A 13,198-nucleotide genomic window follows, 5' to 3' on the forward strand; every position below is an offset into this window, starting at 1 on the left:
TGACTCCTTGCGGTTGGCGGACTACGTACGCATGCGGGTGATGCGGACCACACCGGTCAGGGTACGCAGCTTCTTGATCACACGCGCCAGGTGCACGCGGTCGTGCACGCTGACCACCAGTTGGACCACGCTGATACGGCCGTCGCGTTCGTCCATGCTGATCTTTTCGATGTTGCCGTCGGCGGCGTTGACGCTGCTGGCCAGCAGGGCGATCAGCCCGCGCTGGTGTTCCAGTTCGACACGCAGTTCGACATTGAACTCGCCAGTGATGTCCTTGGCCCAGGAGAGCTGCACACACTTTTCGGGGTTGTGGCGGATTTCACTGATGTTGCGGCAGTTCTCCAGGTGCACGACCATGCCCTTGCCGGCCGACAGGTGGCCGACAATCGGGTCACCCGGGATCGGCGTGCAGCACTTGGCGTAACTCAGCACCAGGCCTTCGGTACCGCGGATCGCCAGCGGGCCTTCTGGCGCCGGCAGCTGTTCGCCTTCGGCCGACAGCAGGCGGCGCGCGACCACGTAGGCCATGCGGTTGCCCAGGCCGATGTCTTCGAGCAGGTCTTCTATCAGCTCCAGGCGGTACTCGGCGAGAATGGACTGGATGCGTTCCTGGGGGATTTTCTCCAGGCTGCTGTCGAAGCCGGTGAGTACCTTGTTCAGCAGGCGCTCGCCCAGGCTGATGGACTCCGAGCGGCGCTGTTGCTTGAGCGCGTGGCGGATATTCGTGCGTGCCTTGCCGGAGACCACAAAGTTGAGCCAGGCCGGGTTTGGTCGAGCGCCCGGGGCGCTGACGATTTCCACTGTCGAGCCGCTTTGTAGCGGTTCGGACAGCGGCGCCAGGCGGCGGTTGATGCGACACGCGATGCAACTGTTGCCAACGTCGGTGTGCACCGCGTAGGCGAAATCGACGGCCGTGGAGCCTTTTGGCAACTCCATGATCCGGCCTTTGGGCGTGAACACGTAGACCTCGTCCGGGAACAGGTCGATCTTCACGCTCTCGATGAATTCCAGGGAGTTGCCGGCACGTTGCTGCAGTTCGAGGATACCCTTGACCCACTGGCGGGCACGTGCGTGGCTGCCCTTGGGCTGCTCGTCGTCGTTGGACTTGTACAGCCAGTGCGCGGCGATGCCGTTGTTGGCCATCTCTTCCATTTCGCGGGTGCGGATCTGGATTTCGATGGGCACGCCGTGCATGCCGAACAGGGTTGTGTGCAGCGACTGGTAGCCGTTGGCCTTGGGGATCGCGATGTAATCCTTGAAGCGCCCGGGCAGCGGCTTGTAGAGGTTGTGCACGGCGCCGAGCACGCGGTAGCAGGTGTCCACCTTGTCGACGATGATGCGGAAGGCATACACGTCCATGATCTCGTTGAAGGCACGGCGCTTGCCGCGCATCTTCTTGTAGATGCCATAGAGGTGTTTCTGCCGACCGCTGACCTCGCCCTCGATGCCGTCGGCGGCCAGGCAGTTGGCCAGCGAGTGTTCGATCTTGGCGACGATTTCTTTGCGATTGCCGCGTGCGCTCTTCACTGCACGGTGAATCAGCGACGAGCGCATCGGGTGCATGGCCTTGAAACCAAGGTCTTCGAACTCCACGCGCACATTGTGCATCCCCAGGCGGTTGGCGATGGGGGCGTAGATCTCGAGGGTTTCCTTGGCGATGCGCCGGCGTTTTTCGCCAGACAGCACTTCCAGGGTGCGCATGTTGTGCAGACGGTCGGCCAGCTTGACCAGGATCACGCGAATGTCGCGGGCCATGGCCATGGCCATCTTCTGGAAGTTTTCCGCCTGCGCCTCGGCCTTGGTCTCGAAGTTCATCTGGGTCAGCTTGCTGACCCCATCGACCAGTTCGGCCACGGTCTCGCCAAACTGCTGGCTGAGGGCTTCCTTGGCGATGCCGGTGTCTTCGATCACATCGTGCAGCATGGCCGCCATCAGGCTCTGATGGTCCATGTGCATGTCGGCGAGGATGCTGGCCACGGCCAGCGGGTGGGTCACGTAGGGCTCGCCGCTGCGGCGGCGTTGCCCATCGTGGGCCTGTTCGGCGTAGAAATAGGCACGCCGGACCAGGTTGACCTGTTCGGGGCCAAGATAGGTCGAAAGCCGTTCGGCCAAGGCTTCTATACCCGGCATGGGTTCACCTCCTGCCGAGGAAGAGGGCCTTGCGCCGTACGACGTCGACCTGGCATCAATCAGACAGCCTCGTTGTTCTCGTCCTCGAACGCGGCGAACACCGGATCCTCGGTGACGATCTCTTCAGCGGCGATGAACTCGTTGGTGACGATGCCTTCAGCAATTTCACGCAGGGCAACAACGGTTGGCTTGTCGTTTTCCCACGCAACGCGTGGCTCTTTGCCGCCGGTCGCCAGCTGGCGAGCGCGCTTGGTCGAGAGCATGACCAGCTCAAAGCGGTTATCCACGTGTTCCAGGCAGTCTTCAACAGTTACGCGGGCCATGGTCTTCCTCAGTAGCAATTGCGGTGGGCGTGCAGCCCATTAGTGGGCAGGCGGACTCGATAGTATAAAAATTCACCAGCCAATAGGGAAGCGCTGTTTTGCCGGGCGGTACCTGCAAACCCTGCGATGCCTTCTTCGCGGGTGAACCCGCTCCTACAGGGACCGCGTAGCTTGTAGCGGCGGGTTTACCCGCGAAAGAGCCGGAACAGACACCCTCAGTGCATGAGCTTGACGATAACCTCAGAGCATCGCGTCACGCAACCGCGGGGTCAGCTCTTCGAACAGGGTCTGCACCGAGCGCAACGCCCGGCAATCCGGCCGGGTCAGCAGCCACAACTGGGTGTCGCAGCCGGCCAGGGGGCCGCTCAGTGCATCCACCCCGGGCAGCGCATGCACCATGTAATCCGGCAGAGCTGCCACGCCCAGGCCGGCCGTGACCAGTTGGGCAATGGTCGACATGCTGCTGCACTGGTAGCGCGGGCTCAGGCCCGGGTATTGTTGGTTGCGCCAGACCACCGTAGGGTGGTCCTGCATCGAGTCGTCAGGTGCGATCCACGGCACGCTGGCAGGCGACTCGCTCAGGCGCTCGCGCCACTGTGGGTGGCCGCAGACTACATAGGAGGTGGAGCCCAGGTTGCGGCCCACCAGGTGCTCTGGTGGCGTGTTGGTCAGGCGCAGGGCAATATCGGCGTCGCGCCGGCTAAGGTTGGCGAAGGTGTTGGAGGTGCCCATCTCCAGCGACAAGGCCGGGTAGTTGGGCATGAACTCGGCCAGCGCCGGCAGCAACAGGCTGTGCATCACCGCCTCGGTGCAGGTCAGGCGCACCGTGCCGCTGACCACTTGCTCGCCACTGGTCATGGCAATGCGCGCCGCTTCCAGCGCCTGCTCGGCACGTTCGGCCTGTTCGGCCAAGGCCTGGGCGGTGTCAGTCGGCAGATAGCCCTTTCGGCTCTTGACGAACAAGGCGGTACCCAGCGCCGACTCCAATCGGCGGATCGAGCGGAACACGGTCGAAACGTCGACTTTGAGCAGTTCGGCGGCTTTGGCCAGCGAGCGGCCACGTTCCAGTGCCAGGACCAGAGAGAGGTCGGCGTGGGTAATCTGATATTGCATTGATGCACGCTCTGCTTGCCAAATTGCCAATGTCTGTTGCGTCTGGGCCATTTTATAGTGAAACGGCCCCCCGGAATCAATGCGCCCGGTCGGGTAACCAGTCCCCACGATGGGAAAGTGAAAACAACAACAGCTGCAACCATCGTCGCCCGTGAGGCGCCAGCCGTATCCCCACATCGCCGCAGCACATCAAAGGATGTACACCATGACGTCGGTAACCCCGTGCGCCAGTTCTTCCAGCGAGATGAATGACTTCCTCCAGGCCCATCCGGACACGCAGTACGTAGACCTGCTGATCTCCGACATGAATGGCGTGGTACGTGGCAAGCGCATCGAGCGGGCCAGCCTGCACAAGGTGTACGAGAAAGGCATCAACCTGCCCGCATCGCTGTTCGCCCTTGATATCAACGGATCCACTGTCGAAAGCACCGGCCTTGGCCTGGACATCGGCGACGCCGACCGCATCTGTTTCCCGATCCCCGGCACGCTGTCGGACGAGCCGTGGCAGAAGCGCCCCACCGCCCAGCTGCTGATGACCATGCACGAACTGGATGGCCAGCCGTTCTTCGCCGACCCGCGTGAAGTGTTGCGCCAGGTGGTGAGCAAGTTCGACGACCTGGGCCTGGATATTTGCGCCGCTTTCGAACTGGAGTTCTACCTGATCGACCAGGACAACCTCAACGGCCGCCCGCAGCCGCCGCGCTCGCCGATCTCCGGCAAGCGCCCGCATTCAACCCAGGTGTACCTGATCGACGACCTCGACGAGTACGCCGACTGCTTGCAGGACATGCTCGAAGCGGCCAAGGAGCAGGGCCTGCCCGCTGACGCCATCGTCAAGGAAAGCGCACCGGCGCAGTTCGAGGTCAACTTGCACCACGTGGCTGATCCGCTGAAGGCCTGCGACTATGCGATCCTGCTCAAGCGCCTGATCAAGAACATCGCCTACGACCATGAAATGGACACCACCTTCATGGCCAAGCCCTACCCGGGCCAGGCAGGCAACGGCCTGCATGTGCACATTTCATTGCTGGACAAGAAAACCGGCAAGAACATCTTCGCCAGTGACGATCCTCTGCAAAGCGATACGCTGCGCCACGCCATCGGTGGCGTGCTGGAAACCATGCCGGCGTCGATGGCCTTCCTTTGCCCCAACATCAACTCCTATCGCCGCTTCGGCGCGCAGTTCTACGTGCCCAATGCGCCGAGCTGGGGCCTGGACAACCGCACCGTGGCCGTACGCGTGCCCACCGACAGCAGCGGCAATGTGCGCCTTGAACACCGTGTAGCAGGCGCCGATGCCAACCCGTACCTGATGCTCGCAGCGATTCTTGCCGGGGTTCACCACGGCCTGACCAACAAGGTCGAGCCCGAGGCGCCGATCGAAGGCAACTCCTACGAACAGCTGGAGCAAAGCCTGCCGAACAACCTGCGCGATGCCCTTCGCGCGCTGGATGACAGCGAAGTCCTCAACCAATACATCAGCCCGGACTACATCGATATCTTCGTGGCCTGCAAGGAAAGCGAACTGGCCGAGTTCGAAGTGTCGATTTCCGACCTTGAGTACAACTGGTACCTGCACACGGTGTAAGCCCATGAGCGCAAATGCGGTCCCCTTGATCGGTGTCAGCGCCTGCCGCCAGCAGGTAGGGAAGAACTCATCGCACACGGTCGGCGACAAATATGTCGAGGCGGCCGGCTTTGCCGGCTTGCCGCTGATCTTGCCGGCCCGTGATGGCGGCAGCGACACCCAAGCGCTGCTGGCTCGCCTGCATGGCATTGTTTTTACCGGCTCGCCTTCAAATATCGAGCCGCATCATTACAATGGCGCCCCCAGTGTGGCGGGTACCCGGCATGATCTGGCGCGTGATCGCCTGACCCTGCCGCTGTTGCAGGCAGCCATTGCCGCCGGTGTGCCCGTATTCTGCATCTGCCGTGGCTACCAGGAACTGAACGTAGCTCTTGGCGGCAGCCTGCACCAGCGTGTGCAGGAACTGCCTGGCTACCTTGACCACCGCGAACCTGAGGACGCCCCCCTGGCGGTGCAATACAGCCCTCGCCACTCGGTCAGTATCGAGCCTGGCGGGTTGTTCGAGCGCCTGGGCCTGGCGGCGCAGTTCGAGGTCAATTCGCTGCACAGTCAGGGCATCGACCGTCTGGCCCCTGGCCTGCGCGTTGAGGCGCGGGCCCCGGATGGCCTGATCGAGGCGGTGTCCATGCCGGCGGCGCCGGGCTTTGTGCTCGGTGTGCAGTGGCACCCGGAATGGCGCTTCAACGAAAACCCGGTCTCGCTGCGTCTGTTTCAGGCGTTTCGCGAGGCCTGCATTGCCTACGCAGTACGGGAGGGCTCACGGCAGGAATGATTCTGACGTCAGCCGAAGGTCTCGGATGACTCGTCCCCGATAGCAAGCTTTCAATGAGTGAAAGCGAGCCTTGTACTCAAGGCTTGTGAAAACAATTCCAAAATCTACGGCAAATACTCATGAGCAATTACACAGAAGCCGGTCGCCCACCCGATGTGGCGGCCGACGCGGGCAGCACTCAGCGCAGCAAAGGCCTGGCCAAGGGCCGCTTGGGCCTGCTGGCCAGCGTGGTGCTGGGCATTTCCACCATCGCCCCGGTCTATACCCTGACCGGCGCCCTTGGCCCTACCGTGCGAGAGGTGGGTGCCCACCTGCCTGCCGTGTTCATCGTGGGCTTCCTGCCGATGCTGCTGGTGGCGCTGGGCTATCGCGAGCTGAACTCGGCGGAGCCTGACAGCGGTACTTCGTTTACCTGGTCGGCGCGTGCATTCGGCCCCATGATCGGCTGGATCGGCGGCTGGGGACTGGTGGTTGCCACCACGATCGTGCTGTCGAACCTGGCAGGGGTGGCGGTGGACTTCTTCTACCTGTTCCTTGGGCAGATCACCGGCAAGCACGAGCTGGCAGCGTTGGCCGACAACCTGTTGATCAACATCATTACCTGTTGCGTGTTCATTGGCTTGGCAGTGTGGATCTGCTGTCGGGGTATCGCCACCACAATGACTGTGCAGTACGGCTTGGTGGCCCTGCAGTTGCTGGTGTTGATCGGCTTTGCTTTCGCCGCTTTCGGCGGCACCACCGCGCCGCCACCGCTGGCGTTCGATTTCGCCTGGTTCAACCCGTTCGGTGTCGAGTCGTTCTCGGCCTTTGCCGCTGGCCTGTCATTGTCGATCTTCATCTTCTGGGGCTGGGACACTTGCCTGACCGTCAGTGAAGAATCGGTGGGCAGCGAAGAGGTGCCGGGCAAGGCCGCTACCTGGACCGTGATGTTGATTCTCGGCCTGTACCTGTTCACCGCCATCGCGACCCTGCAGTTTGCCGGTATCAGCGAGACGGGTCTGGGCCTGAACAACCCGCGCATCCAGGAGAACGTTTTTGCCCACCTGGCCGGCCCGGTCATGGGGCCGCTGGCGATCCTGATGTCCATCGCCGTGCTGGCCAGTACGGCGGCGTCGCTGCAGTCCACCTTCGTGGCGCCGGCGCGCACCCTGTTGGCCATGGGTTATTACGGTGCGGTACCGCAGAAGTTCGCCAGCGTATGTCCACGCTCGCAAACGCCACGCTATGCCACCATCTGTGCTGGCGTGGCCGCAGGCCTGTTCTACGTGACCATGCGTACGCTGAGCGAGAACGTACTGGCAGACACCATCACTGCGCTGGGCATGATGATCTGCTTCTATTATTCGCTGACCGCGTTTGCCTGCGTCTGGTATTTCCGTGACAGCCTGTTCGACAGCCTGCGCCACTTCATCATGCGCGGCCTGTGCCCGCTGGTGGGCGGGGTGATCTTGTCGGTGATCTTCGTGCGTACCGCCATCGACAGCGCCTCGCCGGACTTCGGCAGCGGCTCGCATGTGGGTGGGGTGGGGCTGGTGTTCGTGATTGCCGCGATCATCTCGGTGCTTGGTATCGGGCTGATGATCCTGTCGCGCATGCGTGCGCCGGCGTACTTCCTCGGGGCTACCCTGCGGCAGCAGGCTACCTTGCCTCTGCAGGAATAAATCATTGGGGCCGCTTTGCGGCCCTTCGCGGGCATGCCCGCTCCCACAGGTACGGCACAAGCCTCAAGGCAGTGATTAACCCGTGGGAGCGGGCGTGTCCGCGAAGGGCTGCAAAGCAGCCCCATCGATCTTTAGCCGATCATTTGCTTCAGCAACGCCGCATGACGCTGCTGCTGCTTCTTCAACAGCAGCCGATTCGAGCGGAACACTGCCTTCAAATCTTCCAGCGCCACGTCAAAATCATTGTTGATGATCACGTAGTCATACTCGTCGTAGTGCACCATCTCGCTGACCGCTTCCTTCATGCGCCCGGCGATGATCTCTTCGCTGTCCTGCCCGCGTCCGTCCAGGCGCTGGCGAAGCGCCTCCTGGCTTGGAGGCAGGATGAACACCGACAGCGCCTGCGGCATCAGCCTGCGCACTTGCTGGGCACCTTGCCAGTCGATTTCCAGGATCAGGTCGTAGCCCTGGTCCAGGGTCTGCTGCAACGCGCTGCGCGAAGTACCGTAGAAGTTGCCGAACACTTCGGCATGCTCCAGAAAGTCACCTTGCGCGATCAGCGCCTTGAATTCCTCGTGGACGACGAAGTGATAGTTCACCCCGTGCTGCTCGCCCGGGCGCATGGCGCGGGTAGTGTGCGAGACCGAGACGCGGATCTGCTGGTCGTCCTTGGTCAGGGCGGTGACCAGGCTGGTCTTGCCGGCGCCCGAAGGGGCCGAAACGATGTAGAGGGTGCCGCTGCTGTGGTTCATGGTCGGGGTGGCCTTACTCGATGTTCTGTACTTGTTCACGCATCTGTTCGATCAATACCTTCAGGTTGACCGCCGCTTGCGTGCTGCGTGGGTCGAAGGCCTTGGAGCCGAGAGTGTTGGCCTCGCGGTTGAGTTCCTGCATCAGGAAGTCCAGGCGCCGGCCAGCGGCACCGCCACCCTTGAGCACCCGGCGTACTTCGGTGACGTGGGTGCTGAGGCGGTCGAGCTCCTCTGCCACGTCGCTTTTCTGGGCCAGCAGGACCATCTCCTGCTCCAGGCGCTGCGGGTCGAGCTCGGCTTGCATGTCGCCGAAGCGGTCGAGAATCTTCTGCCGCTGCGCCGCCAGCATCTGCGGCACCAGGGCGCGCAGGGTAGAGACTTCGCTGGCCATGTTGTCCAGGCGTTCGTTGATCAGCCGGGCCAGTTCCAGGCCTTCGCGCTGGCGCCCGGCCTTGAGTTCGGCCAGGGCTTCGTCGAACAGCGCCATGGCTTCGGCATTCAGTGCCTGTGGGTCGCTGGTGTCGGCCACCAGTACGCCTGGCCATGACAGCACTTCAAGCGGGTTCAAGGGGGCCGGCTGCTTGATCAGGCCGGCCACTTCCTCGGCGGCGGCAACCAGTTGCGCGGCGCGCTCATGGTCCACCTTCAGCGGTTTGCCGTTGCTGTCTTCGTTGAGGCGCAAGGTGCATTCCACCTTGCCGCGTGACAGGCCCTGGCGCAGGCCTTCACGTACGCCGCCTTCGAGGTCGCGCAGGGCCTCGGGCAGGCGCAGGTGCGGCTCCAGGTAACGGTGGTTGACCGAGCGCAGCTCCCAGACCAGGGTGCCTTGGCTGCCGGCGCGCTCGACACGAGCAAAAGCGGTCATGCTGTGCACCATGGGGAGTACCTCGCGTAGATGAATGAACGGTGGGAGCCTCTCGGCTGCAAGGCGCAGGATTGTAGCGCAGTGTCGCCGTGGCGCCCAATCCACCTATGTTACCGACGGGTGGCTACTGGGGTAGGAAAAGGCGACGGGCTGTGCCGGGCGCGACAATAGGCATGTCTTCCCTGGGCTACGGGCTCTATAATGCTCGGCAGATTCAAAGTCCCAGTACAGGTATCCCAGATGAAACGTCCAAGTGGTCGCGTTGCCGATCAGCTCCGCTCGATCCGCATCACCCGCAACTACACCAAGCACGCCGAAGGGTCGGTACTGGTCGAGTTCGGTGACACCAAAGTCATCTGCACGGTCAGCGTTGAAAACGGTGTACCGCGCTTCCTCAAAGGCCAGGGCCAAGGCTGGCTGACCGCCGAGTACGGCATGCTGCCGCGCTCCACCGGTGAACGTAACCAGCGTGAAGCCAGCCGTGGCAAGCAGGGCGGCCGCACCCTGGAAATCCAGCGCCTGATCGGCCGTTCGCTGCGCGCCGCGCTGGACATGAGCAAGCTCGGTGACATCACCCTGTACGTCGATTGCGACGTGATCCAGGCCGATGGCGGTACCCGCACCGCGTCCATTACCGGCGCCATGGTCGCCTTGTGCGACGCTTTGGCAGTGATCAAGAAGCGCGGCGGCCTCAAGGGCGGCAACCCGCTCAAGCACATGATCGCAGCCGTATCTGTCGGCATGTACCAGGGCGAAGCGGTGCTGGACCTCGACTACCTGGAAGACTCCGCAGCCGAAACCGACCTGAATGTGGTCATGACCAGCGCCGGTGGTTTCATCGAAGTGCAGGGTACTGCCGAAGGCGCACCGTTCCAGCCGGAAGACTTCAACGCCATGCTCGCCCTGGCGCAGAAGGGCATGGACGAGATTTTCGAGCTGCAGCAGGCGGCACTGGCTGACTGAAGCCAGCCCAGGAGGTGCGGGGCATGAGCGATTCGAACCTGTCGGTCCCCCCGCCCAATGCCGAAGTGCGGCAATGGGCGATGCTCTGCCACCTCTCCGCACTTCTGGGCCTGGTAGTGCCGCTTGGCCACCTGCTGGGCCCGCTGGTGCTATGGCACCTCAAGCGCGAGCAAGATCCTTTTATCGACACCCAAGGCAAAGAGGCGCTGAACTTTCAGATCAGCGTGACCATTGCCGGGCTCATCTGCTTCCTGCTGATGTTCGTGGTCATCGGGCTGGTGCTGTTTGCCATGCTCGCAGTGGCCGTGATGATCCTGATCATCATTGCGGCGGTGCGGGCGAATGAGGGCAAGCCTTATCGCTACCCGATGATCTGGCGGCCGATCAAATAACCATTGGGGCTGCAATGCAGCCCCAATGGCCTTTTAGATGGTCAGCGTCCAGTCATAGTCGACGATCAGCGGCGCATGCTGGGAGAAGCGTGGCTGACGCGGCAGGCGGGCGTTGCGCACGAAGCGGCGCAGGCCTGGGGTGAGGATCTGGTAGTCGAACCGATACCCCAGGTTGAGCATCTCGGCCTGCTCGTTGTCCGGCCACCAGCTGTACTGGTCACCTTCACGGCTGACTTCGCGCAAGGCATCGACATACCCCATCTCGCCAGTGATTGCATCCATCCAGGCGCGTTCTGGCGCCAGGAAGCCCGGCGACTGCTGGCTGTCACGCCAGTTCTTGATGTCGAGCTTCTGCTGCGCCACGTAGAACGAGCCGCAATAGATGTATTCGCGACGCTTGCGACGCTGCTTGTCCAGGTACTTGGCGAAGTCGTCCATCAACTTGAACTTCTGGTTCAAGTCTTCGTCGCCGTTCATGCCCGAAGGCAGCAGCAGGCTGGCAATACTGACTTTGTCGAAATCTGCTTGCAGGTAACGCCCGTAGCGGTCGGCTGTCTCGAAGCCCAGGCCGGTGATGACTGCCTTGGGCTGCATGCGCGAGTAAAGGGCCACACCACCTTGGGCAGGCACCTCCGCGTCGCAGGCATAAAGGAAATAGCCATCGAGCTGGAAAGCTGGGTCGTCGAGTTCAAAGGCCGAGGCGCGGGTATCCTGAAGGCAGATGACGTCGGCATTCTGGGCTTGCAGCCAGCTGAGCAAACCACGCTCGGCCGCAGCCTGAATGCCATTTACGTTCACACTGATGATCCGCATAAATGGCCCCATAAATCTCGTGCGTGTATGATACCCGAGCTCAACCCATTTAGCTAAATCCGTGGTGTCCGGGACTATTCATGCAGCCGTATCAGCGCGACTTTATCCGTTTTGCCATCGATCGCGGGGTACTGCGTTTCGGTGAATTCACCCTGAAATCGGGGCGTACCAGCCCGTATTTCTTCAATGCCGGCTTGTTCAACACCGGCTCCGCACTGGCTGAGCTGGGGCGTTGCTACGCCGCCGCCATCGTCGACAGCAAGATCCCGTTCGATGTGCTGTTCGGCCCGGCCTACAAGGGTATCCCTTTGGCGGCGACTACCGCCGTGGCCCTTGCCGACCAGCATCAGCTCGACGTGCCATGGTGCTTCAACCGCAAGGAAGCCAAGGACCATGGCGAAGGTGGCAGCCTGGTCGGCGCGCCGCTGGCCGGTGACGTGCTGATCATCGACGACGTGATTACTGCCGGTACCGCCATTCGCGAGGTCATGCAGATCATTAACGCCCAGCAGGCCAAGGCCGCCGGTGTACTGATCGCGCTGAACCGTGAAGAGCGTGGCAATGGCGAACTGTCGGCGATCCAGGAGGTGGAGCGCGACTTCGGTATCCCGGTGGTCAGCATCGTTTCGCTGACCCAGGTGCTGGAGTTCCTGGCTGATGACCCAGAGCTGAAACAGCATCTGCCGGCTGTAGAGGCCTATCGGGCGCAGTACGGGATCTGATCCTGGCCTGGAAATGAAAAAGGCGACCTTCACATGAAGGTCGCCTTTTTTGTGTCACCTGTTCCGGCCCTTTCGCGGGTGAACCCGCTCCCACCGGATCTCCACAGCCCTCAAAGGCGGTGCTATCCCCTGTGGGAGCGGGTTTACCCGCGAAGAGGCCGGTGCAGGCTAGCCAATCACTCAGCGTGGCTTGCGGTTGGTAATGAGGGTACCCACGCCGCTGTCGGTGAAGATTTCCAGCAGCACCGCGTTCGGCACGCGGCCATCGATGATGTGCGAGCTGTTCACGCCGCCCTGCACCGCATCCAGTGCGCACTTGATCTTCGGCAGCATACCGCCGTAGATGGTGCCGTCGGCGATCAGTTCGTTGACCTGCTCGGTGGTCAGGCCGGTCAGTACCTGGCCCTGCTTGTCCATCAGGCCGGCGATGTTGGTCAGCAGCATCAGCTTCTCGGCTTTCAGCGCCTCGGCTACCTTGCCCGCCACCAGGTCGGCGTTGATGTTGTACGACTCACCGTTGGCACCCACGCCGATTGGCGCGATGACCGGGATGAAGTCGCCCTTCACCAGCATGTTCAACAGGTCAGTGTTCACGCTCACCACTTCACCGACGTGACCGATGTCGATGATTTCCGGAGTGGTCATCTCAGGCGTCTGGCGGCTGACAGTCAGCTTGCGGGCGCGAATCAGCTCCGCGTCCTTGCCGGTCAGGCCGATGGCGCTGCCGCCGTGGCGGTTGATCAGGTTGACGATGTCCTTGTTGACCTGGCCACCCAGCACCATCTCCACCACGTCCATGGTCGCCGAGTCGGTGACGCGCATGCCGTCGATGAAGTGGCTCTCGATCGACAAGCGCTTGAGCAGGTCGCCGATCTGCGGGCCACCGCCGTGGACCACCACCGGGTTGATGCCCACAGCCTTCATCAGCACGATGTCACGGGCGAAGCCTGTTTTCAGCTCCTCGCTCTCCATCGCGTTGCCGCCGTACTTGATCACCAGGGTCTTGCCGACAAAGCGGCGAATGTAAGGCAGTGCTTCGGACAAAACCTCGGCTACATGGGAAGCGGCATCGCGATCGAGGGTCATGCAGGGCTCCTGTAAGGA

General features: G+C 62.2%; 13 protein-coding genes. 6 read left to right on the forward strand and 7 right to left on the reverse strand.

The annotated features are described in order from the left end of the window. Positions 1–21 precede the first annotated feature (21 nt). From spoT to ACF8EA_RS15965, 3 genes are all read right to left on the reverse strand, one after another. The gene (spoT, locus tag ACF8EA_RS15955; RefSeq protein ID WP_021785253.1) at positions 22–2,130 is read right to left on the reverse strand and encodes a bifunctional GTP diphosphokinase/guanosine-3',5'-bis pyrophosphate 3'-pyrophosphohydrolase; all 2,109 of its coding nucleotides are present in this window, start codon (positions 2,128–2,130) and stop codon (positions 22–24) included. A gap of 59 nt (positions 2,131–2,189) precedes the next feature. Beyond that, complete coding sequence (gene rpoZ / locus ACF8EA_RS15960; RefSeq protein WP_003253383.1) at positions 2,190–2,453, reverse strand: DNA-directed RNA polymerase subunit omega; 264 nt, start codon at positions 2,451–2,453, stop codon at positions 2,190–2,192. A gap of 240 nt (positions 2,454–2,693) precedes the next feature. Further along, entirely contained in the window at positions 2,694–3,566 is an 873-nt protein-coding gene (locus tag ACF8EA_RS15965) for a LysR family transcriptional regulator (protein WP_021785252.1), read from the reverse strand. Between the two features lie 205 nt (positions 3,567–3,771). On the opposite strand from ACF8EA_RS15965, the gene ACF8EA_RS15970 reads away from it, so the two are divergent. The 3 genes from ACF8EA_RS15970 (at position 3,772) to ACF8EA_RS15980 (ending at position 7,587) form a co-directional block, all read left to right on the forward strand. Beyond that, positions 3,772–5,154: a glutamine synthetase family protein gene (locus tag ACF8EA_RS15970; protein ID WP_392522585.1), complete on the forward strand. Its 1,383-nt coding sequence runs from the start codon at positions 3,772–3,774 to the stop codon at positions 5,152–5,154. A gap of 4 nt (positions 5,155–5,158) precedes the next feature. After that, positions 5,159–5,926, forward strand: a complete 768-nt coding sequence (locus tag ACF8EA_RS15975; RefSeq protein WP_021785250.1) for a gamma-glutamyl-gamma-aminobutyrate hydrolase family protein — start codon at positions 5,159–5,161, stop codon at positions 5,924–5,926. Positions 5,927–6,045: 119 nt separating this feature from the next. Then, positions 6,046–7,587, forward strand: coding sequence for an APC family permease (locus ACF8EA_RS15980; protein WP_392522587.1), 1,542 nt, complete (start codon positions 6,046–6,048; stop codon positions 7,585–7,587). A gap of 131 nt (positions 7,588–7,718) precedes the next feature. On the opposite strand, the gene gmk is transcribed toward ACF8EA_RS15980, so the two are convergent. Together gmk and ACF8EA_RS15990 are read right to left on the reverse strand one after the other, a co-directional pair. Further along, a complete protein-coding gene (gene gmk / locus ACF8EA_RS15985; protein WP_252461171.1) occupies positions 7,719–8,339 on the reverse strand; it encodes a guanylate kinase in 621 nt (206 codons plus the stop codon). A gap of 13 nt (positions 8,340–8,352) precedes the next feature. Further along, positions 8,353–9,216, reverse strand: a complete 864-nt coding sequence (locus ACF8EA_RS15990; RefSeq protein ID WP_021785247.1) for a YicC/YloC family endoribonuclease — start codon at positions 9,214–9,216, stop codon at positions 8,353–8,355. A gap of 228 nt (positions 9,217–9,444) precedes the next feature. On the opposite strand from ACF8EA_RS15990, the gene rph reads away from it, so the two are divergent. Beyond that, on the forward strand, positions 9,445–10,167 hold the full coding sequence (rph, locus tag ACF8EA_RS15995; RefSeq protein ID WP_021785246.1) for a ribonuclease PH: 723 nt from the start codon (positions 9,445–9,447) through the stop codon (positions 10,165–10,167). A 23-nt stretch (positions 10,168–10,190) separates the two neighbouring features. Then, positions 10,191–10,559 (forward strand): DUF4870 domain-containing protein, encoded by a 369-nt coding sequence (locus ACF8EA_RS16000; RefSeq protein ID WP_103443638.1) that lies wholly within the window; start codon positions 10,191–10,193, stop codon positions 10,557–10,559. Between the two features lie 33 nt (positions 10,560–10,592). Here the strand turns inward: ACF8EA_RS16000 and ACF8EA_RS16005 are convergent, their stop codons facing one another. Further along, a complete protein-coding gene (locus tag ACF8EA_RS16005; RefSeq protein ID WP_003253401.1) occupies positions 10,593–11,372 on the reverse strand; it encodes an exodeoxyribonuclease III in 780 nt (259 codons plus the stop codon). 80 nt (positions 11,373–11,452) lie between these two features. Between ACF8EA_RS16005 and pyrE the strand changes: the two genes are divergently transcribed. Continuing rightward, a complete protein-coding gene (gene pyrE / locus ACF8EA_RS16010; protein WP_021785244.1) occupies positions 11,453–12,094 on the forward strand; it encodes an orotate phosphoribosyltransferase in 642 nt (213 codons plus the stop codon). 180 nt (positions 12,095–12,274) lie between these two features. Here pyrE and argB read toward each other — a convergent pair whose 3' ends face one another. Then, complete coding sequence (gene argB / locus ACF8EA_RS16015) at positions 12,275–13,180, reverse strand: acetylglutamate kinase (protein ID WP_004575216.1); 906 nt, start codon at positions 13,178–13,180, stop codon at positions 12,275–12,277. Positions 13,181–13,198: the final 18 nt, after the last annotated feature.

Origin of the sequence: Pseudomonas sp. YQ_5, assembly GCF_043103305.1 — a bacterium.
GTDB classification, from domain to species: Bacteria; Pseudomonadota; Gammaproteobacteria; order Pseudomonadales; family Pseudomonadaceae; genus Aquipseudomonas; species Aquipseudomonas putida_Y.

Bases quoted from the DNA above. Each gene is read 5' to 3' on its own strand.
- spoT (WP_021785253.1), bottom strand. From the start codon at position 2,130: ATGCCGGGTATAGAAGCCTTGGCCGAACGGCTTTCGACCTATCTTGGC.
- rpoZ (WP_003253383.1), bottom strand. From the start codon at position 2,453: ATGGCCCGCGTAACTGTTGAAGACTGCCTGGAACACGTGGATAACCGC.
- ACF8EA_RS15965 (WP_021785252.1), bottom strand. From the start codon at position 3,566: ATGCAATATCAGATTACCCACGCCGACCTCTCTCTGGTCCTGGCACTG.
- ACF8EA_RS15970 (WP_392522585.1), top strand. From the start codon at position 3,772: ATGACGTCGGTAACCCCGTGCGCCAGTTCTTCCAGCGAGATGAATGAC.
- ACF8EA_RS15975 (WP_021785250.1), top strand. From the start codon at position 5,159: ATGAGCGCAAATGCGGTCCCCTTGATCGGTGTCAGCGCCTGCCGCCAG.
- ACF8EA_RS15980 (WP_392522587.1), top strand. From the start codon at position 6,046: ATGAGCAATTACACAGAAGCCGGTCGCCCACCCGATGTGGCGGCCGAC.
- gmk (WP_252461171.1), bottom strand. From the start codon at position 8,339: ATGAACCACAGCAGCGGCACCCTCTACATCGTTTCGGCCCCTTCGGGC.
- ACF8EA_RS15990 (WP_021785247.1), bottom strand. From the start codon at position 9,216: ATGGTGCACAGCATGACCGCTTTTGCTCGTGTCGAGCGCGCCGGCAGC.
- rph (WP_021785246.1), top strand. From the start codon at position 9,445: ATGAAACGTCCAAGTGGTCGCGTTGCCGATCAGCTCCGCTCGATCCGC.
- ACF8EA_RS16000 (WP_103443638.1), top strand. From the start codon at position 10,191: ATGAGCGATTCGAACCTGTCGGTCCCCCCGCCCAATGCCGAAGTGCGG.
- ACF8EA_RS16005 (WP_003253401.1), bottom strand. From the start codon at position 11,372: ATGCGGATCATCAGTGTGAACGTAAATGGCATTCAGGCTGCGGCCGAG.
- pyrE (WP_021785244.1), top strand. From the start codon at position 11,453: ATGCAGCCGTATCAGCGCGACTTTATCCGTTTTGCCATCGATCGCGGG.
- argB (WP_004575216.1), bottom strand. From the start codon at position 13,180: ATGACCCTCGATCGCGATGCCGCTTCCCATGTAGCCGAGGTTTTGTCC.